This window comes from Oxalicibacterium sp. (assembly GCF_035565035.1).
Classification (GTDB): Bacteria; Pseudomonadota; Gammaproteobacteria; order Burkholderiales; family Burkholderiaceae_D; genus Oxalicibacterium.
On record NZ_DATMTD010000116.1, the window covers coordinates 1 to 24,909 of the forward strand.

The 24,909-nt window shown below is 58.6% G+C and carries 28 protein-coding genes; 8 read left to right on the forward strand and 20 right to left on the reverse strand.

Annotated elements, in window-relative coordinates:
* Positions 1 to 53: 53 nt before the first annotated feature.
* The 12 genes from lipA to VN114_RS12680 form a co-directional block, all read right to left on the reverse strand.
* The gene (gene lipA, locus VN114_RS12625; RefSeq protein WP_325515388.1) at positions 54 to 1,067 is read right to left on the reverse strand and encodes a lipoyl synthase; all 1,014 of its coding nucleotides are present in this window, start codon (positions 1,065 to 1,067) and stop codon (positions 54 to 56) included.
* A gap of 138 nt (positions 1,068 to 1,205) precedes the next feature.
* Positions 1,206 to 1,868 (reverse strand): lipoyl(octanoyl) transferase LipB, encoded by a 663-nt coding sequence (gene lipB / locus VN114_RS12630; RefSeq protein WP_325515390.1) that lies wholly within the window; start codon positions 1,866 to 1,868, stop codon positions 1,206 to 1,208.
* A 29-nt stretch (positions 1,869 to 1,897) separates the two neighbouring features.
* Complete coding sequence (locus tag VN114_RS12635; RefSeq protein ID WP_325515391.1) at positions 1,898 to 2,167, reverse strand: HP0495 family protein; 270 nt, start codon at positions 2,165 to 2,167, stop codon at positions 1,898 to 1,900.
* Between the two features lie 52 nt (positions 2,168 to 2,219).
* Positions 2,220 to 3,068, reverse strand: a complete 849-nt coding sequence (locus tag VN114_RS12640; RefSeq protein ID WP_325515393.1) for a D-amino acid aminotransferase — start codon at positions 3,066 to 3,068, stop codon at positions 2,220 to 2,222.
* A 181-nt stretch (positions 3,069 to 3,249) separates the two neighbouring features.
* Entirely contained in the window at positions 3,250 to 4,401 is a 1,152-nt protein-coding gene (locus tag VN114_RS12645) for a D-alanyl-D-alanine carboxypeptidase family protein (RefSeq protein ID WP_325515394.1), read from the reverse strand.
* A 115-nt stretch (positions 4,402 to 4,516) separates the two neighbouring features.
* Positions 4,517 to 5,137, reverse strand: a complete 621-nt coding sequence (locus tag VN114_RS12650) for an alpha/beta hydrolase (RefSeq protein WP_325515396.1) — start codon at positions 5,135 to 5,137, stop codon at positions 4,517 to 4,519.
* A gap of 77 nt (positions 5,138 to 5,214) precedes the next feature.
* A complete protein-coding gene (locus tag VN114_RS12655) occupies positions 5,215 to 5,535 on the reverse strand; it encodes a (2Fe-2S) ferredoxin domain-containing protein (protein ID WP_325515397.1) in 321 nt (106 codons plus the stop codon).
* Positions 5,536 to 5,607: 72 nt separating this feature from the next.
* Positions 5,608 to 6,765: a VanZ family protein gene (locus VN114_RS12660; protein ID WP_325515398.1), complete on the reverse strand. Its 1,158-nt coding sequence runs from the start codon at positions 6,763 to 6,765 to the stop codon at positions 5,608 to 5,610.
* Positions 6,735 to 7,367 (reverse strand): ABC-type transport auxiliary lipoprotein family protein, encoded by a 633-nt coding sequence (locus VN114_RS12665; protein WP_325515400.1) that lies wholly within the window; start codon positions 7,365 to 7,367, stop codon positions 6,735 to 6,737. The genes VN114_RS12660 and VN114_RS12665 overlap by 31 nt, the downstream gene beginning before the upstream one ends.
* A 33-nt stretch (positions 7,368 to 7,400) precedes the next feature.
* Positions 7,401 to 8,336 carry an MlaD family protein gene (locus VN114_RS12670; RefSeq protein WP_325515401.1) on the reverse strand — a complete coding sequence of 312 codons (936 nt, stop codon included), beginning with the start codon at positions 8,334 to 8,336 and terminating at the stop codon, positions 7,401 to 7,403.
* 38 nt (positions 8,337 to 8,374) lie between these two features.
* Entirely contained in the window at positions 8,375 to 9,181 is an 807-nt protein-coding gene (locus VN114_RS12675; protein WP_325515402.1) for an ABC transporter ATP-binding protein, read from the reverse strand.
* Positions 9,178 to 10,293, reverse strand: coding sequence for an ABC transporter permease (locus VN114_RS12680; RefSeq protein WP_325515404.1), 1,116 nt, complete (start codon positions 10,291 to 10,293; stop codon positions 9,178 to 9,180). Before VN114_RS12680 ends, VN114_RS12675 begins: the two co-directional genes overlap by 4 nt.
* A 97-nt stretch (positions 10,294 to 10,390) precedes the next feature.
* On the opposite strand from VN114_RS12680, the gene VN114_RS12685 reads away from it, so the two are divergent.
* The 3 genes from VN114_RS12685 to VN114_RS12695 are packed head-to-tail and all read left to right on the forward strand — an operon-like array spanning position 10,391 to position 12,724.
* Positions 10,391 to 11,242: a biotin--[acetyl-CoA-carboxylase] ligase gene (locus tag VN114_RS12685; RefSeq protein ID WP_325515406.1), complete on the forward strand. Its 852-nt coding sequence runs from the start codon at positions 10,391 to 10,393 to the stop codon at positions 11,240 to 11,242.
* Between the two features lie 4 nt (positions 11,243 to 11,246).
* Positions 11,247 to 12,041 carry a type III pantothenate kinase gene (locus VN114_RS12690; RefSeq protein WP_325515408.1) on the forward strand — a complete coding sequence of 265 codons (795 nt, stop codon included), beginning with the start codon at positions 11,247 to 11,249 and terminating at the stop codon, positions 12,039 to 12,041.
* A complete protein-coding gene (locus tag VN114_RS12695; RefSeq protein WP_325515410.1) occupies positions 12,035 to 12,724 on the forward strand; it encodes an SPOR domain-containing protein in 690 nt (229 codons plus the stop codon). Before VN114_RS12690 ends, VN114_RS12695 begins: the two co-directional genes overlap by 7 nt.
* A 48-nt stretch (positions 12,725 to 12,772) precedes the next feature.
* Here VN114_RS12695 and VN114_RS12700 read toward each other — a convergent pair whose 3' ends face one another.
* Positions 12,773 to 12,982 carry a cysteine-rich CWC family protein gene (locus VN114_RS12700; protein WP_325515412.1) on the reverse strand — a complete coding sequence of 70 codons (210 nt, stop codon included), beginning with the start codon at positions 12,980 to 12,982 and terminating at the stop codon, positions 12,773 to 12,775.
* Positions 12,983 to 13,239: 257 nt separating this feature from the next.
* Between VN114_RS12700 and argB the strand changes: the two genes are divergently transcribed.
* A complete protein-coding gene (argB, locus tag VN114_RS12705; protein ID WP_325515414.1) occupies positions 13,240 to 14,142 on the forward strand; it encodes an acetylglutamate kinase in 903 nt (300 codons plus the stop codon).
* 100 nt (positions 14,143 to 14,242) lie between these two features.
* On the opposite strand, the gene VN114_RS12710 is transcribed toward argB, so the two are convergent.
* The 3 genes from VN114_RS12710 to VN114_RS12720 all read right to left on the reverse strand — a co-directional run bounded on the left by VN114_RS12710 (position 14,243) and on the right by VN114_RS12720 (position 17,588).
* Complete coding sequence (locus VN114_RS12710) at positions 14,243 to 15,919, reverse strand: bifunctional diguanylate cyclase/phosphodiesterase (RefSeq protein ID WP_325515416.1); 1,677 nt, start codon at positions 15,917 to 15,919, stop codon at positions 14,243 to 14,245.
* Between the two features lie 165 nt (positions 15,920 to 16,084).
* Positions 16,085 to 16,636, reverse strand: coding sequence for a GNAT family N-acetyltransferase (locus VN114_RS12715; protein ID WP_325515418.1), 552 nt, complete (start codon positions 16,634 to 16,636; stop codon positions 16,085 to 16,087).
* 1 nt (position 16,637) lies between these two features.
* Positions 16,638 to 17,588 (reverse strand): TraB/GumN family protein, encoded by a 951-nt coding sequence (locus VN114_RS12720; protein ID WP_325515420.1) that lies wholly within the window; start codon positions 17,586 to 17,588, stop codon positions 16,638 to 16,640.
* A 60-nt stretch (positions 17,589 to 17,648) separates the two neighbouring features.
* Between VN114_RS12720 and VN114_RS12725 the strand changes: the two genes are divergently transcribed.
* A complete protein-coding gene (locus VN114_RS12725) occupies positions 17,649 to 18,368 on the forward strand; it encodes a pyrimidine 5'-nucleotidase (RefSeq protein ID WP_325515422.1) in 720 nt (239 codons plus the stop codon).
* A 39-nt stretch (positions 18,369 to 18,407) separates the two neighbouring features.
* Positions 18,408 to 18,983, forward strand: a complete 576-nt coding sequence (gene slmA, locus VN114_RS12730) for a nucleoid occlusion factor SlmA (protein WP_325515424.1) — start codon at positions 18,408 to 18,410, stop codon at positions 18,981 to 18,983.
* Here slmA and VN114_RS12735 read toward each other — a convergent pair.
* Positions 18,942 to 19,106, reverse strand: a complete 165-nt coding sequence (locus tag VN114_RS12735) for a hypothetical protein (RefSeq protein WP_325515426.1) — start codon at positions 19,104 to 19,106, stop codon at positions 18,942 to 18,944. The two genes, slmA and VN114_RS12735, sit on opposite strands and share 42 nt — an antisense overlap.
* Here VN114_RS12735 and pabB point away from each other — a divergent pair.
* Positions 19,105 to 20,967 (forward strand): aminodeoxychorismate synthase component I, encoded by a 1,863-nt coding sequence (gene pabB / locus VN114_RS12740; RefSeq protein WP_325515428.1) that lies wholly within the window; start codon positions 19,105 to 19,107, stop codon positions 20,965 to 20,967. The two genes, VN114_RS12735 and pabB, sit on opposite strands and share 2 nt — an antisense overlap.
* 37 nt (positions 20,968 to 21,004) lie before the next feature.
* Here pabB and VN114_RS12745 read toward each other — a convergent pair whose 3' ends face one another.
* The 3 genes from VN114_RS12745 to VN114_RS12755 all read right to left on the reverse strand — a co-directional run bounded on the left by VN114_RS12745 (position 21,005) and on the right by VN114_RS12755 (position 23,741).
* The gene (locus VN114_RS12745; RefSeq protein WP_325515430.1) at positions 21,005 to 22,318 is read right to left on the reverse strand and encodes a HAMP domain-containing sensor histidine kinase; all 1,314 of its coding nucleotides are present in this window, start codon (positions 22,316 to 22,318) and stop codon (positions 21,005 to 21,007) included.
* On the reverse strand, positions 22,311 to 23,033 hold the full coding sequence (locus VN114_RS12750) for a response regulator transcription factor (RefSeq protein ID WP_325515432.1): 723 nt from the start codon (positions 23,031 to 23,033) through the stop codon (positions 22,311 to 22,313). The genes VN114_RS12745 and VN114_RS12750 overlap by 8 nt, the downstream gene beginning before the upstream one ends.
* 84 nt (positions 23,034 to 23,117) lie before the next feature.
* Positions 23,118 to 23,741, reverse strand: coding sequence for a Spy/CpxP family protein refolding chaperone (locus VN114_RS12755; RefSeq protein WP_325515434.1), 624 nt, complete (start codon positions 23,739 to 23,741; stop codon positions 23,118 to 23,120).
* 367 nt (positions 23,742 to 24,108) lie between these two features.
* Here VN114_RS12755 and VN114_RS12760 point away from each other — a divergent pair, with 367 nt between their 5' ends.
* On the forward strand, positions 24,109 to 24,906 hold the full coding sequence (locus tag VN114_RS12760; protein WP_325515436.1) for a type IV pili methyl-accepting chemotaxis transducer N-terminal domain-containing protein: 798 nt from the start codon (positions 24,109 to 24,111) through the stop codon (positions 24,904 to 24,906).
* The last annotated feature ends 3 nt before the right edge of the window (positions 24,907 to 24,909 follow it).

Consider the following 24,909-nt stretch of genomic DNA (forward strand, 5'->3'; position numbering starts at 1 on the left):
CCCCGCTGATAATCGATCAGCGGGGCTTTTACTTGCTATCGGACGGAAGAGTTTTAAACCGCCTGAACTGGCAGCACACCGGTTGTGATGCCATGCGCCTGTTGATCGGCGTGATAGGAACTGCGCACCATCGCGCCGACGGCGGCGTGTGCAAAACCCATCTTGTAGGCTTCTTCCTCATACATCTTGAACGTATCCGGATGCACGTAACGACGCACCGGGAGATGATCGCCACTCGGCATCAGGTACTGGCCGATGGTCAGCATGTCGACATCGTGTCCGCGCATGTCGCGCATGACTTGCAGCACTTCTTCATCGGTTTCGCCAAGGCCGACCATGATGCCGGACTTGGTCGGCACGTGCGGGTGCAAGGCCTTGAAGCGCTTCAGCAGATTCAATGAATAGGCATAGTCGGAACCCGGACGCGCTTCCTTGTACAGGCGCGGTGCCGTTTCGAGATTGTGGTTCATCACGTCCGGCGGAGCGGCGTTGAGGATTTCCAGCGCACGGTCCATGCGGCCGCGAAAATCCGGCACGAGAATCTCGATGCGTGTGTTCGGCGACAGTTCGCGCACACGACGGATGCATTCGGCAAAGTGACCCGCGCCGCCGTCGCGCAGATCGTCGCGATCGACCGACGTAATGACCACGTAATTCAGCCGCAGTGCGGCGATGGTCTTCGCCAGGTTTTCCGGCTCGTTGACGTCGAGCGGGTCGGGACGGCCGTGGCCGACATCGCAGAACGGGCAGCGACGCGTGCACTTGTCGCCCATGATCATGAAGGTCGCCGTGCCTTTTCCGAAGCATTCGCCGATGTTCGGACAGCTCGCTTCCTCGCACACCGTCACCAGATTGTTGGCGCGCAGGATGTCCTTGATTTCGTAGAAGCGGGTCGATGGCGACGCAGCCTTGACGCGAATCCAGTCGGGTTTCGGCAACCGTTCGGCTTGCACCACCTTGATCGGGATGCGGATGGTTTTGGCCGCGCCCTTCTGTTTTTCGCTCGGGTTGTAGGCGGGGGCCGCCGCAGTCGCTGAATTTTTCGCTGGATTTGTTTCGGTCGTCATTGAGCTGGTCGCTTGTGGTGGGTTGCCATCATGTCAGGCCGGGTAAGGTCTTGCATGAAGAACGCATGGCGCAGAGGTTGTCGTTGCCACGATGAATAATCTTCAGTAAAAGAAGCGTCGGTAAATTGTTCGTTGACTCTATGTGTTTCCGGGCGCATTCAGTTGCGCGATCAACTGCGCGATCAATGTCTGCTGCACTTCGGCCAGCGTCGCCTGCGCGCCGAGACTGCGCATGTCGACGGTGGCCAGTCCTTCGTAACCGCAGGGATTGATCCAGTCAAAAGGCGTCAGATCCATCGCTACATTCAATGACACGCCATGATACGTGTGGCCGCTGCCGCGAATCTTCAGCCCCAGTGCGGCGATTTTCGCGCCTTGCTGCAGGCCGCTCGACAGGTAAATGCCGGGTGCGCCGGGCTTGCGTTCACCGTCCAGATTATACGCCGCCAGCGTGTCGATCACAGCCTGCTCGATCTTGCTCACAAGCTCACGCGCAAACAGTCGTGAATCGGATTGCCTGCGTCGCAGGTCGAGCAGAAGATAAACGACAACCTGGCCGGGACCGTGGAAAGTGACTTCGCCACCGCGATCGGTCTGCACGACCGGAATGCCGTGGGCGTCATGGACATGCGACGGATCGGCGGCGAGGCCGAGCGTGAAGACCGGCGGATGTTCGACGACCCACAATTCGTCATCGGTGCGTTCCGTGCGCGCATCGGTGAATGCACGCATCGCATCGAACGTGATGCCGTAGGCTTCGCGACCGCGCTGGCGAATAACGGGGCTGGAGAGTGCGGACATGCAGATGAATGAACGTTGCGTGTTGGTGTTTACAGCACGAACTTCACCATCGGATGCGACGACAGTTCGCGATACAGATTGTCGAGCTGTTCGCGGCTGGTGGCGCGCACGGTCAGTGTCAGCGACAGATATTTCCCTGCCGACGAGGGGCGCATTTCCACTTTGCCCGCGTGAAAATCCGGGTCGTGCACGGTCACCACTTCGACAATGGTTTGTGCGAATTCGTCGTGCATGATGCCGACCACCTTGATGGGGAAATCGCTCGGATATTCGATCAGGCTTTCGGTTGGTTCTGTCATGGCGCAATTCGTTTTCGTGAACATCACGCGAGGGCGCGCAATGTGGGTGTAATCAGGCGTATTTGGCAACTTGATACGCTGCCTGCAATTTTTTAAATATGGGGCCGGGTCTGCCGTTTCCAACGGTATTGCCGTCGATGGTGACGACGGGTGTGATTTCCTTGGCGGCCGACGACAGCAACACTTCATCGGCGGAGAAGACCTCGTCGCGCGTGATGCGCTTGCTGACAAAGGGAATATTGTCCTCCGCGCACAATTCCTCGATCAGATGATAACGGATGCCTTCGAGAATCAGGTTGTCTTTCGGCGGACCGAACAGCGTGCCGTCCCTGACGATCCAGACGTTCGATGACGAACCCTCTGTCAGGCTGCCGTCGCGAAACTGGATGGTTTCGTTGGCAGCATGTTCGGCCGCATTTTGTGCGGCCAATACATTGCCCAGCAGCGAAATCGATTTGATCTCGCAACGCAGCCAGCGCTTGTCTTCCATCGTGACGCAGGCGACGCCTTTTTCCAGCATTTCTGCCGTCGGCGGAATCAGCGGATTCGACATGATGAAGACGGTCGGCACCGGTTCCTTCGCGGGGAATGCATGCGTGCGTGGTGCGACGCCGCGTGTCATTTGCAGATAGGCGAGCTGATCTTCGGTCGGCGCGTTACGGACGATCTCGTCGATCAGCGACAACCATTTTTCTTCGCTGTACGGATTGCGGATGCCGACCGATTCGATGCCGCGGAAGAAGCGCGCCAGGTGCTGCACCGGGCGAAACGGTTTGCGCCGATACACTGGAATCACTTCGTAGATACCGTCGCCGAAAATGAAGCCGCGATCCAGCACCGAAATCCTGGCTTCGGAAAGCGGGGTCATGGTGCCGTTCAGATATACGAAGGGGTCGTCCATGGTGGTTCGGGTCGATTCAGTTCAATGATTGAGGAAATAATTCTGGCATAAACATCGCCGGTTCGTACGGTTTGCGTCACGCGATGCCGGAGTGCAATCCCTGAAAACAAAAACGGCAAGATCGAAGATGGATCGATCTTGCCGTTTTGGTCGGTACGATGTTCTGTGCCTTCCCTTGCGATCAGTGCAGCAGCAGGCGAAGCGAATCGAACGCGCGGCCGAACATGCCGGCCTGGCCGACCTGTTCCAGCGCCAGCACTGGCAACTCGACAATCGTCTTGCCGTCAGCCGTGACTTTCAGCGTGCCGACCGTACTGTTCTTGTCGATTGGCGCGACCAGCGGATCCTTGCGCGTCAGCGACGTCTTGATCTTGTCGGCGGTGCCTTTCGGAACGGTTACGTAGAGATCGTGATTGAAGCCGATCTTCAGACTGTTTTGCGAACCTTTCCAGACGTTCGGCGTATCGATTGCCTGGTTCTTCGCATACAGACGGACGGCATCGAAATTCAGGAAGCCCCAGTTCAGCAGCTTCTGGCTTTCCTGCGTGCGCATCTGGTCGGACGAGGTGCCGAGCACGACCGAGATCAGGCGACGATCGCCGTTCTTGCCGTTCGGACGCTTGGCGGTCGAGATCAGGCAGTAGCCGGCGTTTTCGGTATGGCCGGTTTTCATGCCGTCCACGGTTGGGTCAAGCCACAGCAGGCGATTGCGGTTCGATTGGCGGATGTTGTTGTAGGTGAATTCGCGGGTCGAATAGATCTTGTACAGCTCAGGATGATCGACTGCCAGATGCGAGGCGAGAATCGCCAGATCGCGTGCGGTCGAGTAGTTGTCCGGGCTCGGCAAGCCGTGCGAATTGGCGAAGTGGGTCGCCTTCATGCCGATGCGTTCGGCTTCGCGGTTCATCATCGCGACAAAAGCATCTTCGGTGCCGGCGACGGTTTCCGCCAGGGCGACCGCGGCATCGTTACCTGACTGCACGATCAGGCCGTAGACCAGATCGTGCACGCTGACCGGTACGCGCGGCTCGATGAACATCTTCGAGCTTTCCGCATCGACCTTCCATGCCTTGGTGGAAACGGTCACCATCTGGTTCATGTCCAGGCGTTTTTCCTGAATCGCATCGAACACGACATAGGCGGTCATCAGCTTGGTCAGCGATGCCGGCTCGATGCGCATGTCCGGTTCGTTCGACGCCAGAATCTGGTTGCTGGACGCGTCGAACAGCAGCCAGGATTTGGCATTGATGGTCGGCGACGGAATGGTGGTTTGGGCGAAAGCGCAGGAGAGGGAGAGCAGGGTGGCGGCAACGGCCGCGAATAGATTTTTCATGGGGACTGAATCAGGGGCTGAACACTGGCGCTTGCCGTGGTGCGGCGTACGCGGATTGAGAAAAAATGAATCGGATTGCGCTGCGCAACATGATACGCGATCAAACTCGTCACATTCAACGCGGCCACATTTCGACCACGAATCGCTTGATATGTTGCAGCTTGCGGTTGAAAAAATGATCGGAACCCGGCACGACGATAACCGGCAGGTCTTGCGGACGTGCCCAGTCGAACACATTTGCCAGCGGAATCGTGTCGTCGAGTTCGCCGTGGATCACGATGGTATCGGCCGGCACGGTCGGCAGCGGCCATTTTCCGGGCGCAGCGCCACACAGCACCAGCCGCTCGGCCGGTGTGCCCTGTTCTTCGAGGCGTTTCTGCAATTGCGTCTGCACAAAGGTGCCGAACGAGAAGCCGGCCAGCACGAACGGCAGATCCGGATATTGTTGGCGCATGTGGTCCAGCAGTTGCGCCATGTCGTCGGTTTCGCCGCGACCTTCATCGTAGGCGCCGCCGGAAGCGCCGACGCCGCGGAAATTCATGCGAACCGTGGCGTAGCCGAGAGAGACGAAGGTGCGCATCAGTGTGGTGACGACCTTGTTTTCCATCGTGCCGCCGAACAGCGGATGCGGATGGGCAACCAGCGCCAGACCGCGCGGCGTCTGGTTGTCGGGAACGTCGAGCGCGCATTCGAGCGGACCGGCTGCGCCTTCGAGCGTGAATGGCTGTGTTTTCATGATGGTTTCTGCGAATGCTTTGCGACGGATTGTACGGCTGATTTCGCGGCTGATTTTTCGATGATTTTCGATAAGGATCAGATGACGAGTCGTTCGACGATCTTGCCGCCGACCAGATGTTCGTCGATGATTTCGTCGATGTCTTCCTTGTCGACGTAGGTATACCAGGTGCCTTGCGGGTAGATGACGATGACCGGACCTTCTTCGCAACGACCGAGACAGCCGGCCTGATTGATGCGTACATCGCCGCTGCGGCTGAGGCCGAGTTCCTTGACGCGTTCCTTCAGATGTTTCTGCGCGGCCTGTGCGCCCTTGTCGGCGCAGCATTCGCGGCCGTCGTCACGCTTGTTCATGCAGATGAACAGGTGCTGTCCAAAGTGCTGTTTGTTTTCAGTCATTGCGTGCAGCGTCGAGGCGGGAATCAAAGAATGAAATGATACACCCGCATCATTTTTCGCATCGACGAGCGTTTATTTGTGTCTGCGGCGATGGGTCGAATGCAGCAAAAACCAGAGCGCGGAAAACGGCCACAGCAGCGAAAGGAACTGTGCGGCGCCATTGAAGTTGAGGAATTTTCCCTGCACCCACGTTTCCAGCGTGGCAACGAAATACGGGTTGGCCGGTGCGATATTGATGGTTGCCAGCGACAGCGCCAGCAGCAATACCGCAACACGCCGTTGCTGCAATGCAGGCAAAAACACGAGTCCGGTCAGCAGGGCGATGCCGACCAGCAAACCACCTGCGGCACCGGCCGTGACCCATGCGAATGCGTTCTGCGGCATGAACAGAAGCGCAGAGGCGAGCGTCTTGACCGCAAGCGCGGCAATCAGCAGGGCAGAGAGCAGAAATGCGCGCGGCGCTTTTTCGCGCAGCATGTAGAACAATGCGAGCAGTACGGCGGACGTACTGCTGGCGGTGATGACGGTCTCCACCAGCCAGTATTGTTCGACCGATAGTTGCGCACCGCTGCGCAGCAGATCGCCAAGGTCAATCGGCGTATCCAGCCACGCCGACAGCCATTCCGACAGAACAGGAAGACATTGTCCGTTCCCGAACAGATAGCTTTGCGGATAAATCTGCGCCAGCGGCCATAGTGCAAGAATGATCAGGCCGCGACTTGCTTCGGACGTAAACCAGCGATGGCGCAGACGGCGCAAACGGCTGCGTTCCAGTACCAGGTGGCTGCTGCGACTGCCGATCACGGCACCGATCAATGCGCCGAGACTGTTGGTGAGGAAATCCAGATTGGACGCAACGCGATTCGGCAGAAAGGTTTGCAGCGTTTCCATCGTGCCGGAGACCGTAATGCCCAGCAGCAGCGCCAGCAGCATGGCGGTAATGTTGCGGATACGCGGATGCAGCGCATAGACCGCGAGAATGCCGAGCGGAATGTAGCCGAGCACATTGATCGTCGCGTCGAAGCCCGTCCAGTACTGCGGCATGCCGGCAAACAGATACGCCTGCAACGGCAGGCCGACGTGCTGCCAGCCGGTAAACGGATACAGGCTGGCATAGATGATCAGCAGCAGCCACGCGAGCAGCGCGCCGCGCGACACCACCGACGCTTCAGGCGCCGGTGCCGGTGGCAATTGCGGAATTATTTTTTCGGGGGCAGCGTTGCCAGCCATGCACCGACCTCATTGATGATGGCGTCGCTGGCAGCTGCCAGAGCGGCGGCCCCGCCTTGCGCATCGGCACTGGCGGCAGGCACCTGTTTCACGAACAGTTTTTGCGCACGCAGTACGCGGCCATCGAACAGTGAAGCGCGGATGGCTACGTGTGCCGTGCTTTGACCCGCGCTTTCAAATGTCTGCGAAAAATCGTCGGCTTCCAGATGCAGGATCGGCAAATTGATTGCGCCATCCGATGCGGAGACCACAACACCGCCCGCGCGTGCCAGTCCGGACTTCAGCCTTTGCGCAAACAATTGCGCCGGCGGCATCGTCCATTTGCTGGTCGAATAAGGACGCGGCTGCAGGTCGTTTGCATAGCTGAGTCGGTAATACATCCGCTGGCTGTCCATCCAGGCGGGCGACTGGATATCTGCCACGCTGATGGCGGGTAACGATCCTGACAACGCGACAGCTTGCGTTCCTGATGAACGCAGAGGGCCGAGATCGTACAGCGTCATTGACGATGGCGATTCACTCGCGCAACCGGCAAGCAGTGCGCCGGCAAGAGCGACGACCGCGGCGGTGCGAAAAAATGGAACAGTCAGAAAAGTAGTCATTGGATGCCTTGAAGGATGACTTTCACCATGAACTTACGGAGTCGGTGCGCTGAAACCCGGTTCGCCGGGTCCCGGCTGCGTCGGTGCAGCACCGAACAGGATGCTTTGCGGACGCTGGTTGAATGTTTCCAGCGTGCGGTTCAGCGAGCGCATGGTGCTGCGGGTTTCGCTGATCATCGGCACCAGTTCGTATTCCACCGTCGATGCTGCGGAACCGACGTTGTCGACCGTGCTGCTGAAACCGGCGAGCGGACCGGTATCCGAATTCAGTTTCGCGGCGACATCGTTCAGATTGTGCGTCAGTACGGATGCATCGTCAGACAGCTTGTTCAGCGATGACAGGGTTTTATTGGCGCTCGTCGCCAGTGCCGGCAACTGATCCAGTGTCGGCTGCAGTTTGTCAGGTATCTCGGCCAGTTTGTTGGCGGCCTTGCCGACATCGTTAAGCGCGGATGTCGCGGTCTTGATGTTTTCATCGGAGAGCAATTTATTGGCACGTACCGCCAGTTCCTCGGTCTGTTTCAGGATCGCGAGTCCGCGCAGTTGCAGTGTATCCAGCAGGCCGGGACGCAGTTCGATGCGGGCCGGATTCTTCTTCGAAGACGGCATCAGCGTCGGGTTCTCGCCATCGTCATCGAGCTGCACATAGGCCAGGCCGGTGACGCCCTGATAGCTGAGCGTAGCGAAAGTCGAGCGGGTGATCGGCGTGTCCTTGATGACGCTGAAGCGAATCAGGATCTGACCCGGCTTCTGTGGATCGAACAGTACGGCATCGACGCGGCCGACATCGAGTCCGCGGTAACGGACGCCGGCCTGCGGATTCAGTCCGGGTACCGACAGCGTGGTGGCGATTTCGTACGGAATGCGTTCGACACGATCGCGATTGAACCAGAGTGCGATCAACACGGCGGCAATCAGCAGCACGATCGTGAAGATGCCCGCCATCAATGCATGCGATTTATTTTCCATAATGCGTTTCCATCGTTGATCTCATGATCCGATTCCTTCTATTCATCCGGCATGGCTTCGATCGCGCGCAGACCGCGTTCGCCACGGAAAAACGTTTCGATGAAAGGATGCTTGAATTCGACTACCTTGTCCGGCGCGCAATAGGCGATGATGTGTCTGTCCGCCAGCACGGCAACGCGCGACGACAGCGCAAACAGTGTATCCAGATCGTGCGTCACCATCACTACCGTCAGTTTCATTTCATCGTGCAGTCGGCGAATCAGATCGACGAAACTGTCCGACGCGTTCGGGTCCAGCCCCGCAGTCGGTTCGTCGAGAAACACCAGTTCCGGATCCAGCGCCAGCGCACGGGCCAGCGCCACACGCTTGATCATGCCACCGGAAAGATCGGCCGGCATCTTGCGTGCATGTTCCGGGCCGATGCCGGCCATCTGCAATTTCAACAGTGCGGCATCGCGTATCACCTGTTTCGGCAACGTGCGCAATTCACGCAATGGTTGCGCCACATTGTCGAGTACGGTCAGCGCAGAGAACAACGCGCCATGCTGGAACAGCATGCCCCAGCGATTGCGCAAGGTCTGCAATTGATCACTGCCGATGCGATTGATGTCTTCGCCGAATATGCGCACCGTGCCTTTTGACGGTTGCGTCAGCCCCAGCATCTGCCGCAGCAAAACCGTTTTTCCTGATCCGGAACCACCGACCAGCGACACGATTTCGCCGCGATTGATCGTCAGGTTCACCTCGTCGTGCACCACCGTCTCGCCGAATTGCGTGCGCAGGTGCTCGATCTGGATGATCGGCTGCCTGTCCGCTTCCGGTTGGCTCGGGTCGCACTCGTTCAAAACCCCACCCCGCTGAAAATGATCGCAAAAACCGCATCGGCCAGGATCACGATCGTGATCGCGCTGACGACGGAAATTGTGGTGCCTTCACCCAGGCTTTCCGTGTTCGGTTCGATGCGCAGGCCGAAATGGCAGGCGACCAGCGCGATCAACCCCCCAAACACAACGCCCTTGCCGAGCCCGATCCAGTAATTGGATAACGGCACCGCATCCGGCAACTCGCGGATGAAGTACTTGAACGACAGGCCCAGTTCGATATTCGCCGCGACCATGCCGCCGAGCAGTGCCATCGCATCGGTCCATACCACCAGGAGCGGCATCGCAATCGCCAATGCAATCACGCGTGGCATGATCAGCCGGTAACCGTGCGGCAGGCCCATGACCAGCATCGCATCGAGTTCTTCCGTCACGCGCATCACGCCGAGCTGCGCGGTAATCGCCGAGCCGGAACGGCCTGCGACCAGAATCGCCGCCAGCAACGGACCCAGTTCGCGAATCACGCTCATGCCGAGAATATTGACGAGAAAAATGTCGCCGCCGAACTGATGCAATTGCTGCGCTGACAGATACGACAGCACGATGCCGATCAGGAAGCCGACCAGTGCGGTGATGCCGAGCGCCTGATAACCGGTATGAAAGATGCTGGCGGAAATTTCCTTCCATGGCCCACGCTGCGGTTGCTGCGCAAAACGGATCAGATCCATGACCAGCTGGCCGATCAGTGTGATGAAGCCGATCAGGTGATCGAGCAGTTTGTGCTTCCAGCCGATCAGCACATCCATCGAATACCAGTGCTTGTGCGGCAGTTTTTTTATTTCCAGCTTGCCGGTTTCTTCCAGCCGCCGGAAAAAATCCTCATGCTGTGGCGCCAGTGTCAGTTGCGCCGGCCGTTGTCTGCCCCATGCATTCCACAACAATTGTGCACCGATGTAATCGAGTGCCTCGACCTGCGAAAGGTTCCAGTGCAGCTTTTTTGCGTCGCGGATCGCGTGCAGGGTCGCGGTGATTTTTTCCATCGCCTGCCGGTCGGCCAGTGCGCGCACCTGCCACGTTCCGGCGACGGTCGCACTGTCGTTCTGGCTGACGATGGTAGGTGAGGCGGGGGTAGGCATGCCCCAAGTGTAAGGGAGAAACCGCGACGCCGCCATTACCGTAGATCGTATAGTCGACCTGCTCCCTTTCCTACAAACCTGCCGCTACAATGCCGACATGACCTCGCTTCCTTCCGCAAAAAGACTGGCCGCACTATGCGGACCGGCCGCTCGTGACATCGCGCTGGAAATCATCGCCGAAACCGGTTCGACCAATGCCGATCTGCTGGCGCGTGTTTCCGGCGCCAATCTTGCGAAACATGCGCCGAAAGATACGGCGACCGATGCGCAGTCGGTCGGCGGGCTGAACGGCCCGACGTTGCTGTGGGCGCAAAGCCAGACTGCTGGCAAAGGGCGCGCCGGTCGCAGCTGGCATTCATCCATCGAAGCGACGCTGACCTTTTCGCTGGCATGGAAGTTCACGTTGCCGCCGCACGCATTGACAGGACTGCCGCTGGCGGTCGGCGTCTCTATCGCACAGACGCTTGCGTCGCTGGGCGTGCCGGTTCAACTCAAATGGCCGAACGACATTCTGAAGAACGGTGACAAGCTCGCCGGCATCCTGATCGAAACAGCGACGGATAAGCGCGCGCGCCAGACGATCTGGGCGATCATCGGTGTCGGCATCAATCTCGCGCAATCGGAGTCATTGCGCGCGCAAATCGGCCGAACCGTGGCCGATGCTGCTGAACTGGATCAGGATCGCGAACGATTGATGGCTGATCTGCTGAGCGGCCTGACTGAATCGTTGTCGATATTCGAAAAAGAGGGTTTTGCCGCATTTGCTGCAGCATGGAACCGGTGCGATGCGTATGCGAATGCCGCCGTCAATATCGTCGATCAGGGAAACATCGTGCAGCACGGCATCGCACGCGGCGTCGATGACAGCGGTTGTCTGCAGCTCGATACCGCACAAGGGCGGGTCGCGATTGCGGCGGGTGATGTTTCGTTGCGAATCAGGGAGGAATGACGCGATGCTGTTGCTGGTCGATGCAGGAAATACAAGAATCAAATGGGCGCTGGTCGATCGTTCGGTTGCACATCCGGTGCCCGGCGTCTGGCACGCGGCCGGCAGCGTGGCGCGCGCGGACGCCGAGCAACTGGTGCAGATTTGGCGCGCATTGCGCATCGGTCGCGTGTTGTTGTCGAACGTGGCGGGTGACGGGTTGCGCGATGAACTGGAGCGCATCGTGCTGCGTGCGCTGGGCAGCAAGCCGGTCGCGATCGAGTGGTTCGCATCGGTCGCTGAATTCGGCGGCGTCCGTAATCTTTATCGCACGCCGTCGCAACTTGGCTGCGACCGTCTTGCCGCGGCGATCGGTGCACGTGCGCTGTTCCCGCAACGTGCGCTGGTGGTCGCAACCTGCGGCACCGCCACGACGATCGATGCGGTCAGTGCCAACGGCGATTTCATTGGCGGCATGATCCTGCCCGGGCTTGGCTTGATGGCTTCTTCGCTGGCAAAAAACACCGCACAATTGCCGGAGGTCGCGTCGCAGATGGCGCTGCAGGCCAGTTCACTGCAGCCGTTCGCCGACAACACGGATGCCGCCATTGTCAGCGGTTGCCTGGCCGCACAGGCCGGTGCCATTGAGCGTGCTGTTGCAGCGCACGTACAGGCGAACCGGAAAGACGACGTCACTTGCATTCTGGCGGGTGGCGCGGCAGACTTGGTTGCGCCGCACCTGTCGATTGCGCATCAACGCGTCGACAATCTGGTGCTGCTCGGTTTGCAAACGGTTGCATTGGGACTCACTTCATCATGTTAAAGATTCTGTTCGGCCTGTTATTGGCAATCAACGGCGGTTTGATCGCCTTTCAGCAAGGCTGGCTGGATACGTTGTTGCCGGCAAGTCGCGAACCGTCGCGCATGACGCAGCAGCTGCATCCGGAACAGTTGACACTGGTTGCGCTGTCTGAAAACAGGCCGGCGACAACGCCACTCCCGGCCGGTGTACCGGCCGCGCCATCCGCGACAGTAAGCGAGCCATCGGCGGCAGCCGCAGCGTCCTGTACCGAAGTCGGCAACTTCGATGCGGCTGAAGCACAGCGTTTTGAAAGCAGACTGGCATCGCTGTCGCTGGGCGAGCGCCTGACGCGCCGGACAGTTCCGGACAACACGCGGCATATCGTTTATATCCCGCCGCTGGCAAGCAAGGAGGCGGCGGAGAAAAAGGCAGCCGAACTGCGCCAGTTCGGCATCGAGGATTTCTTCGTCATCCAAGACAATTCTCCACTGCAATGGGGAATTTCACTTGGCGTCTTCAAAACGGACGAGGCAGCACGCAATCATCTGGCAGCGTTGAACAAGAAAGGCGTGCGCAGCGCCAAGGTCGGCCTCGGCGGCAATCGCGTTGCCTTCCAGATGCGCGGTATCGATGCCGCGACGAAAAACAGTCTCGACAAGATCCGTGAGGATTTCCCGCGCCAGCAACTGCGCGACTGCGCATAAGTTCTTCAAATACTGAAATGCGGCCCGAACCGGGGCGGTAGTTTGTTATCAGCCGGCAGTCATGCGCTGCATGCGCAAGGCGCGCAGGCAACCCGGGCAGAGGCAGGTTTTCGCATTGCCTTCGCTGTCGCGCAGCAGCGATCCGGTCGACGGCAGACGCGGTAACGCCATGCACCAGCATTGTTCCGCCTCGCCCATTTTGTTGCCATCCGCCACGCCGCACAGGAATTCGGCGCTGCATTGCGCACATCGGCTCATCGCTTCCCCTTTTTGTTGCTGGCGGAATTGTGCGATTGTCGGAATGTAAAGTGCATTGGAATGGTGCGTTTGAGCTGGAATGGCGACGATCTGGCGACGATGGGAAGGATGGCGAGAAGCATGGCAAGAAGTCTTCGATTGCCTCTATGTCATTTGCGCAACAGGCCTGCGCGTTATTCGTCGAATTTTCACGTGGGCTCCGGAAAAACATCCGGCATTCCCTGTAAAATCGCGATCAATCTTTTTCAGGACCCGTCATGACCGATTCGAACGCCGATCTTACTGTAGTTTCGTCCAAAATTCAGGCGCAAATCCTGGCCGAAGCGCTGCCGTATATCCGCAAATTCCACGGCAAGACGATCGTCGTCAAATACGGCGGCAATGCGATGACCGAAGAACACCTGAAGCACGGATTCGCGCGCGACGTGATTCTGCTGAAACTGGTCGGCATGAATCCGGTCGTCGTCCACGGCGGCGGTCCGCAGATCGACAACGCATTGAAGAAAATCGGCAAGCAGGGCACGTTCGTGCAAGGCATGCGCATCACTGATGAAGAAACGATGGAAGTCGTCGAATGGGTGCTCGGCGGCGAAGTCCAGCAGGACATCGTCATGCTGATCAATCATTACGGCGGCCAGGCAGTCGGTCTGACCGGCAAGGACGGCGGCCTGATCCGTGCGCGCAAGATGAAAATGCCGAACAAGGAAAAACCCGGCGAGTTCCTCGACATCGGTTTTGTGGGCGACATCGAGGCCATCAATCCGGCGGTCGTGAAAGCGCTGCAGGACGACGCCTTCATCCCGATCATTTCACCAATCGGCTTCGGCGACGACGGTCAGGCGTACAACATCAATGCCGACGTGGTGGCAGGCAAGATTGCGGAAATCCTGAAAGCCGAAAAGCTGATCATGATGACCAACATCGCCGGCGTGCAGGACAAGCAGGGCAATCTGCTGACCGATTTGTCGGCACGCGAGATCGACGAGATGTTCGACGACGGCACGATTTCCGGCGGCATGCTGCCGAAGATTTCCTCGGCGCTGGACGCGGCAAAATCGGGTGTCAATACCGTGCACATCATCGACGGTCGCATCGAGCATTCGCTGTTGCTGGAGGTGCTGACGGAACAGGCGTTCGGGACGATGATTCGTTCGCACTGATTGCATCACGCAAAGAAAAAGCGCATTGCCCGTGAGGTCAATGCGCTTTTTTCATGCTGGAACGAAGTTTTGTTCTTACTCGGCGTTTTTTTTCAATTTCTCACACCGTCGAGCAAAGAAATTTTCCTTCACGCTGCAGATACCATTTCTCGAATTCCGCCGCAGGCAATGGACGCGAGATGGCAAATCCCTGCGCGATGTCGCAGCCGATATCGGCCAGCAATTTGTAGACTTCCTCGCTTTCCACACCTTCGGCGATGGTTTTCATGCCCATCTTGTGCGCCAGCGTGACGGCCGCTTCGACGATATGCAATGCGCCCTGGTCGTTCGGCAGGCGACGCACGAAGGATTGATCGATCTTGATCAGTGAAATCGGTAACTGGTGCAGATACTGCAACGATGAATAGCCGGTGCCGAAATCGTCGATCGAGATCGTGATCTTGGCATCGGCCAGTCGCGTCAGCTCCACGATGGTGCGCGCCATGTCGGTCATCAATGCACCTTCGGTGACTTCCAGTTCCAGCGATTGCCCATGGACGCCATGCCGCTGCAGAAGCTGCAGGACCAGATCGGTGAAGCCCTCCCACAGCAGGTTGCGCGGCGAGATGTTGACGGCGATCGGAATATCAACGCCGCATTCACGCCACTTCACGATCTGCTCCATCGCCTGTTCCAGCGCGAATTCCGTGATCAGGTTGATCAGGGTGCTCTGTTCTGCTCGCGGAATGAACACGACAGGAGGGATGTTGCCGCGTTCCGGATGATTCCAGCGAATCAACGCTTCCACGCTGTGAATCTCGCCGGTGCGGATATCGATCTTGGGTTGATAGTGCATCGACAGCTGGCCTTCGCGAATGGCATTCATCAGGCTGCCGAGCACGGACAGGTTTTCTTTCGAGAGTGTACTGATTTCGGGACTGTAGGCGATGCAGTCCTGTCCGGTTTCATGGGCGGCAACCAGCGCAGCTTCCGCTCTTTGCAGGTAAACGCCGGGCGCATGGATCACTTCATTGAAGGTGACGTAGCCGAGCCGCGAATCGGCATGGACCGGAATGTCGTTGAACTGGAACGGCTGGCGTGCGCCTTCGATCAGTTGCGCAAGCAGCGTATCGATACTTTGCGCGCTGCGGTTTTCGATCAGGATGCCGATCTGCTCGGCGTCGATGCGGTAGACCTGCGTTCTGTGCTGCAGGATGTTTTCATAACGCGTGGCAGATTGCCGGATGATGTCTTCGATGACGTCAAAGCCGAATGCACATTTCAGCTCCATTGCATTCTGCAGCGAGATCACGGCAAGAACGAAAGAATGCGGCTCATCCTTCCCGGCAGAGAGGGCGGACAGCGAATGCAGCAGCGCGGTACGGTTCGGCAACTGCGTAACGGCGTCGTGCCGTGCAATCCATTTCAGGTGACGCAGGTAGGACCGCACACTGTCGCTGACCGCGCCGCTGAACAGGCCGACCAGCATGAAGAAGCCGGTGCGGTAGAGCCAGTTGAGGGTCGCCTGCATTTCGCCGGTGACGATGTTGATCGGCGTGAACGGACCGATTGCAATGCCGCCCAGAAGGCCGATGAGCAGCCCGCCGCGAATGCCGAAGACGAAACCTGCCATCAGGATCGGCAGGTACATCGCATGCAGGTAGGAGAACTTGACGCCGCCGGTGACATAGACGAGTGCGCTGACGCCGAACACCAGCAGGACGAGTATCGGCACCATCGCGATGCGGATGGTTCGCATGTGCAGACTGAGCCATTCGAACAAGCGCGTCGTGTTCATTGAGTACTCCTTCGATGGCGCATATCGGTTGTCCTGGAAAACGTCGAATGCATTGCAACGACAAGCATGCTTTCGGCTAGCAGCATGTTGCCATGATGGAATTGCCAACGCAAACGATTGATGTAAACAGCAGCAGCTTGAACCACCAGGGGAGTCCGGAATCGTTTATGCGTCGCCGTCGATAAATGTCAGTTTCATGACAATCGCTTCGGCATTCTGTTGTGCGATAGCGGTAAAGAATCCCGGCAGTCGCGCAACTTCGGCGTATCCGCAGGCTTGATAAATGCGGTGCGCGCCGATCCATTCCGCGCTCAGCAGCAGAATGGAATCCTGCAGATGCGGCCGCCGGTCGCGGATCAGCGCGACGGATTGCTGAAAGAATCGCCTGCCGAGTCCGCTACCGCGCTGTTGGGGATGAACGGTCATCGACGAAATGTACAGGCAATGTCCGTCGGGGTGATGGGTTTGTGCGATATCGTGCCCGAGGGCGAAGTGACGGTGGTCCGGCGCCATGCCAGTCCATATTTCCGAGCACAGATAACCGATCGCCTCACCAGCGATATTTTCGAGGACAAGAAATCCTTCGGGAAAATGCCGCAGGCGTTTCCTCATGACGTCGCGGCTTTCGCGTATCGGGGCGTGAAAGCCGTGTGCTTCCAGCGTCATGATGGCGTCGATGTCGTCCTCTCGCGCGGAACGGATCGGCAGTGGCAGCATGTCAGTAAATTTTCTTGACGCGAAAGCCGCGCTGCTTCAAGAGGGCCGGCACGCTGCCTGCGCCAATCAGGTGCAAGGCACCGATGGCGACGAATATTTTCTTGTCGCTGTTCAGCAGCGCCTCGATCTTGTCGGTCATGCCGGGATTGCGGCGGTTGAGCAGGATTTCCTCGAGGAAGCGCGAGGTGACGGATTCGTCGGTCAGCATCGCCTGTTTCAATGACCGCAGCTTTGCGCTGTCGGCGCGACTCCAGGCGTCGAGCAAGGCCACGCTTTGTTCAAGTTCCGAACCATCGGCCAGACCGCGCAGGGTTTCTGCCAGATAGTCTTGCTGCTGTTTGTCATTCAACTGATCGAATAGCGCGAGCTGGTAATCGACGCTTTCCAGTTCCTGCACGGTTTTTCCTTCCTTTTCAGCGATTGCCAGGAAGTAGCGTTCCAGACCTTCTTCAGCGGGATAACCGTTGCGTTCCATTGTTTGCACGATCAACAGGTTGGCAATCATCCACGGTCGCATGCGCGCAACGTTGTCGAACGGAATGCCGGCCCGTTGCAACCCGGCTTTCAGCGACGCGAGTTGATCTGCGGGCAGATGTGCCGCAATGGTTTGTCCGTCCGGGTAGAGCGCGTGCTTGACGATGGCTTGCTGGAAGGCCGCGGCGTCGCGGATGTCGAGTTCCAGTACCAGCCTGTCGGCGGCGTGCAGCGCGCGCATGACCTGCGGTTCGAGTGGGTAGAATGCAGCCTGTCCGACATGGATGGTGCCGAACAGATAGCTGCTGCGACCGTGATGGTCGACCCGGTACAGTGTGCCGCGCAACGGAGCGGACGCCTTGTCCGTTGCGGCCGACCTTGTGGTTGCAACGGTCTTGTCGGCGACGGCGAATGGGGTATAAAGGCTGAAAAGACCGGTCACAATGGTCGCAGCGATGAGGGCAACAAGACGGCGCATGCAATTTCCTGATTTGATTTCTGACTGATACGAATGCACAAGACGCGCAAGAGGCACAACATGCCGATCTGGCTGTTCGATCTCGACAATACGCTGCACAATGCGTCGCATGCGATTTTCCCTGCGATCAACCTGAACATGAACGCTTACATCGCGCAGGTGTTGCGCGAACGCGGACTGCAATGCGATGCCGATGCAGTGAATGCCGAACGCATCGCCTACTGGCAGCGTTACGGTGCGACGCTGCTCGGTATGGTAAATCATCATCAGGTGCGGCCGGACGACTTTCTGCGCGAAGCGCATCGCTTCGACGATCTGCAGACGATGATTCGCGCCGAACGCGGACTGGCCCGCGTACTGAACAAACTGCCCGGCCGCAAGATTCTTTTGACGAATGCGCCGCGTCGTTATTCGCGCGACGTGTTGCGGCATCTCGGCCTGCATCGTCATTTTGCACAGCACGTGCCGATCGAGGCGATGCGTGTGCATGGACGCCTGCGGCCAAAACCGTCAAAACTGATGTTGCGCCGGTTGCTCGCCCGCGAGGGGTTGGTCGCGCGACGCTGCATTCTGGTGGAGGACACCGTTATCAATTTGAAATCGGCCAAGGCGCTCGGCCTGCACACGGCGTGGATCACGCAGTATCTGGATGCGGCGGTGATGCGCCATGTGCATCCGGGCAGCGGCGCAACGGCCGCCGCCACAAAACGCCCCATTTATGTGGATGTCAAAGTAAAATCCGTAGGGCAACTATTCAGAAGGTTGCACCAATTGCGTTAGATTGCGGCTGTTTCAGATTGCTCATCCATCATAAAAATCATGGCAACTACCAAACCAGGCGAACGCAAGCTGCAGATACTCCAGACACTGGCGACGATGCTGGAGCAGCCCAAGGGAGAGAAGATCACGACCGCAGCGCTGGCGGCCCGGGTCGATGTATCGGAGGCGGCGTTGTACCGACATTTCGCCAGCAAGGCGCAGATGTTCGAAGGCCTGATCGAATTCATCGAATCGACGGTATTCGGACTCATCAATAAAATCACCGAGCAGCAGGAAAACGGCTTGTCGCAGGTGCAGGCAATCGTTGCCATGTTGCTCAATTTTGCCGAACGCAACCCGGGCATGACGCGCGTGATGATCGGCGATGCGCTGGTCAACGAGGATGAAAGGCTGCAGGCGCGCATGAACCAGTTCATCGAACGCATTGAACTGGCGTTGAAACAGTCTTTGCGCGTCGCTGCCTCGCAGGGACAGGCGGACGAGGCAGAGGTGGCCGTGCGCGCCAACCTGATTGCCAGCGCCGTGCTCGGTCACTGGCATCGTTACGCAAAAACCGGCTTCAAGCAGGGACCGTCAGTCAATGCGCAGGCGCAGATTGCGATGCTGCTGGGTTGATCCGGTGATTGCGTAAACCGCCGAATCAGGATCGACATCGATACCATCGGCTTCATCGACGGCGGTGATCTTCTCTTCAGCCGTACAATAACGACTGCCTTCATTCTTCCACGCTGGTTTCATGTCTCTGTTCGTTCCCGCCGATTCTTGCGATCACGCCGCACAATGCTTTGCACTGCTCGACGATGCCGACGCAGTTGGCGTGGAGCGACGTTCGCGCCTGTATACCTGTTACGTCGGCACGCTGTCATGTCGCAGCGCTGAACAGTTGCCCGCGCTGCTGAATGAAATGCAGCGCTGTCTGGTACAGGGAAAATTTGCCGTCGGTCTTTTTTCCTATGAACTAGGTGCGGCGATGCACGACATTGCGCCGCACTCCTTCCAGCCGGATGAATCATCCCGTCCATTGGCGGAGATCCTGCTGTTCGACTGCTGCGAAAAACTTGCCTCGGAGCAGGTGGCAGCATGGCTGGACAAGAATGCATCATCCGCGCCGGCAGGGTTCGCCAACGTGCATGCCGATACCGATCGCGTCGCATTCGATGCCGCGATGAAGCGTATCCATGCATACATCGAAGCGGGCGACACATATCAGGTCAATTACACCTATCGTCTGCGCTTCGACGCGTACGGTTTCTTGCCGTCGCTCTATCGGCAACTGCGTGCACGTCAGCCTGTGCCGTACGGGGCGCTGATCGGATTGCCGGATGGCGCGGCAGTATTGTCTTTGTCGCCGGAATTGTTCGTGCGTCATGATGCGGGCCGACTGACGGTGCGGCCGATGAAGGGAACCGCTGCGGCCAGCGACAACCTGCAGCAGGATGCGCTGGCGGCCAACGCGCTTGCGTCCGACCCGAAGAATCGCGCAGAAAATCTGATGATCGTCGATCTGCTGCGGAACGATCTGGGACGCATTGCAACAACCGGTTCGGTCGAAGTGGAAAAACTGTTCGACGTGCAGCGCTTCAGCAGTGTGCTGCAGATGACATCGACTGTGCGCGCCCGATTGCGCGACGGCGCGAGGCTGAACGATATTTTCGATGCGCTGTATCCGTGCGGCTCGATCACCGGCGCACCCAAGCATCGGACAATGCAGATCATTCGCGAACTGGAAACGGCGCCGCGCGGCATATACACCGGTGCGATCGGTTGGTTCGATCCACCTGTGGATGAACAGAGCGTCGGTGATTTCTGCCTTTCGGTGCCGATTCGTACCTTGCAGTTGCAGGCGCAGAACAGCAACGGCATTCGTCCTGGCGAAATGGGGGTTGGTGCCGGCATCGTGCACGACAGTGTGGCAGCGCAGGAGTACGAAGAATGTTTGTTGAAGGCGCGTTTTCTGACCGGCATGCCGGCGGATTTTTCGTTGTTCGAGACGATGCATGCAACGCGCATGCAAGGATGCCGTTATCTGGAACGACATCTGCAACGCCTGCAACGCTCTGCGCGTTATTTCGGGTTTGTCTTTGATGAAGACGCAATTCGTGCGACGGTGAAGAAGACGATTGCGCAGTTCGACGACGATGCTGCCCGTCGTATGCGACTCGCGTTGCAGCAGGATGGAAAAATTGACTTGCAGGTTGCACCGCTTGGCGCGTTGACGTTGCCGGTCAACATTCTGCTGACGGAGCAGACCACCGATTCAGCCGATCTGTTCCTGCTCCACAAGACGACCATACGCACGGCCTACGATGCGGCGTGGCGCGATGCGGAAAAGCAGGGCGCTTTCGACAAGCTGTTCTGCAATACGCGTGGCGAGTTGACGGAAGGTGGACGCAGTACCGTGTTCGTCAAGCTGGACGGCAACTGGTACACACCGCCGTTGTCGGCCGGCGTGCTGCCGGGTGTGATGCGCGCAGTGCTGTTGGATGATCCGGCATGGAATGCACGTGAAAGAACATTGACGCACGCCGATCTGCAGCGTGCCGAGGAAATCGTTTTCTGCAACGCATTGCGCGGCGTGATGCCGGCGACGATCGTCTAGACTTCCATGACGCGGCGGCGAAATAGCTCGATGAAGGTCACGCCGGCAGCGTCACCTTGAAACAGCTTCCCGGTTCACTTCGCCCCGCACACACCACATCGCCCCCATGACGGCGTGCAATCTGACGCACCAGGCTCAGACCAAGGCCGACGCCGCCTTCGCGTTCGCTGGCGCCAGGCAGGCGGTAGAAGGGTTCGAAAATCTTTTCACGCTCGGCTTCCGGCACACCCGGTCCCCCGTCGCAAACTTGCAGCGAAATCCTTTGTCCAGGCACGGCTGAAAGTGAAGCGCTGATCGGCGTGCCGTTGCCATAGCGTCGTGCGTTTTCCAGCAGATTGCGCACCATGCGGCGCAGCAATCGGGCGTCGCCATTGATTTCGACCGGTTGCGCATCAACTACGGAATCAAGTTGCGCGCCGACCCGCGCGCATTCTTCTGCGACCAGAGCCGTCAGGTCGATCTTTTCAAAAATCGTGGTTGCTTCCGTGGTCGCATCGAGTCGGCTGGCAAGCAGGATTTCATCGATCAACTGATCGAGTTCGGCAATGTTGCGCGCCAGCTCTTCACGCATTTCGGGTTGCACGGATGCGGATGTCAGTTCGACCGCCATGCGGATACGGGCCAGCGGCGAGCGCAGTTCGTGCGAGGCATTTGCCAGCAGGGCTTTCTGTGCGTTGACCAGTTCCTCGATGCGCGCAGCTGAACGGTTGAAGCTGGCGGCAAGGCGTCCGACTTCGTCCTCACCTTCCACTGTGATGCGCGTTGACAACTGACCGGCGCCTAATGCTTCCACGCTGGTTTGCAAACGTTCGAGCCGGCGTGTCAGGCGACGCACGATCGGATAGGCGCCGATCCCGGTGGCGAGACAGATGATTGCGAGTGCGGCAAACAGGTTGATCGGCGGACCGCGTCGGCCGCGTAACTGACCGACCAGCCAGCGATCGTCCGGCAACTTCACGGCGAATACCGGCGGGCCGCCATCCACCCAGCCGCTGGCGACTTGCGAAGGATCGAGTGGCGGCAGGTCGCGGCCGACGGAGGCGATCTGTTCGCGCTTGGCTGAATACAGAGTGAGGTCGGCGCGCATGCGGGTGCGCCAGCGCTGCAGCGCTTCCTGCTGGGTCGTATTGTCGGCATCGGCGGGCGGCAGGACATCCGCTGCAATGGCCGCGAAGGATTCGAGATTCGGGCCGATCTGGCGGGATTCCGTGTTCAGACGCCAGGCCCACGCAAACAGCATGGCGGCGACGACGATGCTGATCAGCACCGCGGCATAGATGCGGATGTACAGGCGGTTCTGCCAGAAGGACCTGGTGCGTGCCGTGTGCATGGCGGTGGTGCCGTCAGACATCCTGCGCCTTGGCGAATACGTAGCCGGCACCGCGTACGGTGATGATGCGTTTCGGCTGTTTGGGATCGTCCTCGATGGCGGCGCGCAGGCGACCGATGTGGACGTCGATCGAACGGTCGAAGGCTTCCAGCGGTTCGCCCTTGACGGCATCCATCAATTGTTCACGCGACAGTACGCGACCGGCGCGCTCGGCCATCGCGGCCAGCAGGTTGAACTGGTAAGAGGTCACAGGACGATCCAGCTCGTCGAGGCGGATCGTGCGTGCATCGAGATCGATTTCCAGCCGGCCGAAACGCAAGACGCGTTCGGCATCATTACTGGCGGCAGGAGCACCTTGCTGACGTCGCAAAACGGCGCGCAGACGCGCCAGCAGTTCGCGCGGTTCGAACGGTTTGGGAACATAGTCGTCCGCGCCGAGTTCGAGGCCGATTACGCGATCCATCGGGTCGCCTTTGGCGGTCAGCATGACGATCGGCATCGCATTCAGCGGAGTCGGAAAGGAGCGAATCTGGCGGCAGACGTCGAGTCCGTTGGCGTCCGGCAGCATCAGGTCCAGCAGCACGACAGCAAACGGTTGTGCGGCGTGCTGCAGTTGCTGCAGGCCGTCGGCGGCAGTGCCGCTATGCTGCACGTCGAAACCGTTCTGGTTCAAATAGGTAGCGACCATCGCCGCAAGGCGCTGGTCGTCTTCAATCATCAATAGGCGTTGGTTCATGGGCGTAGTGTAGCGCGCTCCGGACCCGCATCGTCTTCCTGCGATTTCATGCAGGGAGGGCGATGCGGTTCGGACATGTCGTGCTTACTGGGCCGGTTTGACCGCTGGTGCGGCTGCGCCGTCTTTTGCATTGTCATGGTGGCGTTGCCCGTGGTCGCCGTGGCCATGACGGAAGTGATGACGCTTCTTCGCCAGTTTCTTGGCGACTTCCACACGTTGTGCCGGTGTCAGCACTTCAGCTGCATCGGCATACGCTTTGGTAACCAGACGCGAACGCTGATCGGCCAGTTGCTGTTGCGTCTGGCGAGCCTGTTCCAGTGCGTTGCGATCGATCGTCGGCTGCGACAGCAGCTTCATCCTTTCGGCGCGGGCCGCACGGAATTTCTGATTCAGCGGATGCAATTCACTGAATGTTGCCTTGGCGATGGTTGTCAGTTTGGTTTTCTGTTCCGGCGTGGCATCCGGTACCAGACGGGTGATCATGCGCTCGGTGCGTTTTTCGGCCCATTTCTCGGCCTGTTCTGGCGTCATGTTCTTGTGCTTGCCGGTGTGTTGCTGGGTTGCGGCTTGCGGCGTTTTGGTTTCATCGGCGTGGCTGATGCCGACCAGCGACAACGTACCGACAATGGCAGCCGTGGCGCTGGCGATGATCATGCGGCGACCGCGTGAAGGCGTTGTCGTGCGGATGGTGGTAATTTGCTTGTTCATGAAAGCTCCTTGTATCGGGTGGTGCTCGCTGTGTTGTGCGGGCATGGAGGTACTTTAGGCGCGCTCTGTTGCCGGAACGCTTGCGATCGGTAAAGTTGTGTAAAGGACGGTAACGACTTGTTGGCACGATGCATGCACCACCGCACGTACGCCACCTGCGCCACCTGCGCACCACATGCACACCGCACGCACCAGATTGGCGTGCGATTGTTGACGACTGGTCGGAGCGGAGCAACTATGCGGGTTACAAGACCGTATCCGGTGCGACTGGTCGCGATGATGATGTGCAATTGTTGGCATGCGTCTTGCAAATCAGCCTTGATGCGAATGCCGGTATTGGCATGGCTGAACAACAAGGAACAAAAAAATGGACAGGCGTCGTTTTATCCATGTCAGCGCGGCAGTCGGTTGCTGTACGCTCGGTCTCTTGCCCGCTCGTGCAGAAATCCTCCACTTCTACGACGCGATCAACAAGTCCGGCCGCCAGCGGATGCTGTCGCAACGATTGGCGAAAAGCTATCTGCAGATTGGTCAGGGTATCGATCCGGTACGCTCGAACAGAATATTCACGGATTCGATGTCGCTGTTCGAGCGGCAACTGGCGGAATTGCAGTCGTTTGCGCCGACGCCGGAAAATCGCGCAACGCTGTCCGATCTGAAAAAAACCTGGTTGCGCTATCGCGAAAGCCTGACCGGCAGCAAGCCGAATCCGCGCGATGCGCGAACCGTCATGTCGCTCAGTGATGAAGTACTCGCGCTTGCGCAGACCGCGACCGTGCAACTGGAAGGATTGTCGGGAACGGCGACCGGACATCTGGTCAATATTTCAGGACGGCAGCGCATGCTGTCGCAACGCATGGCGAAGTTCTATCAGGCGATCAACTGGAGTGCGGCGTCGTCAGACGCGTTGGTCAAGCTGACCACGGCGCGAGATGAGTTTTTGAAAGCGATGGCCGAGCTGACGGCATCGCCGAAGAATTCGCCCGCGATCAACGCCGAACTGGCATTGGCGCAACAGCAATGGCTATTCTTCGATCAGGCGCTGAAAAGCAGCATCGTCGATATCAAGGACAAGATGCGCTTTGCGACCAATGTCGCAACGACCAGCGAGCGGATTCTGGAGACGATGGACCGGATTACCGGCATGTACGAACAACTGACCTGACGT